General features: G+C 70.4%; 1 protein-coding gene. It reads left to right on the top strand.

Going from position 1 to position 1,269, the window contains the following annotated elements; genetic code table 11:
- A partial coding sequence (dxs, locus tag ACS5Q7_RS24025; protein WP_478341783.1) for a 1-deoxy-D-xylulose-5-phosphate synthase occupies nt 1-1,269 on the top strand: 1,269 nt, incomplete at both ends.

The raw sequence follows: 1,269 nt of genomic DNA, 5'->3' as shown, positions 1-1,269 counted from the left end.
GAAGCGCCGCAACATGGTCGCGGTGATCGGCGACGGCTCGATGTCGGCGGGCATGGCCTACGAGGCCATGAACAATGCCGGCGCCCTGCACTCGCGCCTGATCGTCATCCTCAACGACAACGACATGTCCATCGCGCCCCCAGTCGGCGCCATGTCGGCCTATCTCGCGCGGCTGGCCTCGGGTGACACCTACCGGACGCTGCGCGATGCCGCCAAGCAGCTCGGCAAGCTGCTGCCGAAGGCGATCTACCAGCGCGCGGCGGCGGCGGAGGAATACGCCCGCTCCCTCGTGGTCGGCGGCGGCACGATGTTCGAGGAGATGGGCTTCCACTATGTCGGCCCGGTCGACGGGCACAACCTCGACCACCTGCTGCCGGTGCTGAAGAACGTCCGCGACACCGAGACCGGCCCGATCCTGCTGCACGTCGTCACCCGCAAGGGCAAGGGCTACGCCCCGGCCGAGGCGTCCGCCGACCGCTACCACGGGGTGGTGAAGTTCGACGTGGTGTCGGGCGTGCAGGCCAAGGCCAAGCCGAACGCGCCGGCCTACACGCGGGTGTTCGGCGAGAGCCTGATCAAGGCGGCGGACGCCGACCCGAAGGTGGTGGCGATCACCGCCGCGATGCCCGGCGGCACCGGCATCGACCTGTTCGGCAAGGCCCACCCGGACAAGACCTTCGACGTGGGCATCGCCGAGCAGCACGCCGTGACCTTCGCGGGCGGTCTGGCGACGGAGGGCTACCGGCCGTTCGTGGCGATCTACTCGACCTTCCTGCAGCGGGCCTACGATCAGGTGGTGCACGACATCGCCCTGCAGAACCTGCCCGTGCGCTTCTGCATGGACCGGGCGGGGCTGGTGGGTGCGGACGGCGCGACCCATGCGGGTGCGTTCGACCTCGCTTATCTCTGCTGCCTGCCGAACATGACGGTGATGGCGGCGGCCGACGAGGCCGAGCTGGTGCACATGGTGGCCACCGCCCACGCCCATGACAGCGGCCCCATCGCCCTGCGCTACCCGCGCGGCGAGGGCGTCGGCATCGAATTGCCGGAGCGGGGCGAAGTGCTGCCCATCGGCAAGGGCCGCGTGGTGCGCGAGGACGCGAATGCGCGGGTGGCGATCCTGTCGCTCGGCACGCGTCTGGCCGAGGCGCTGAAGGCGGCGGATGCGCTGGCCGAGCAGGGCGTGGCGGTGACGGTGGCGGATGCGCGCTTCGCCAAGCCGCTGGACGAGGCGCTGATCCTCGATCTCGCGTCGCGGCACGAGGTGCT

This window comes from Methylobacterium sp. Gmos3 (assembly GCF_056430985.1).
The sequence above is the reverse complement of the archived record's forward strand: the minus strand, read 5'-3'. Positions and strand labels throughout refer to the sequence as shown.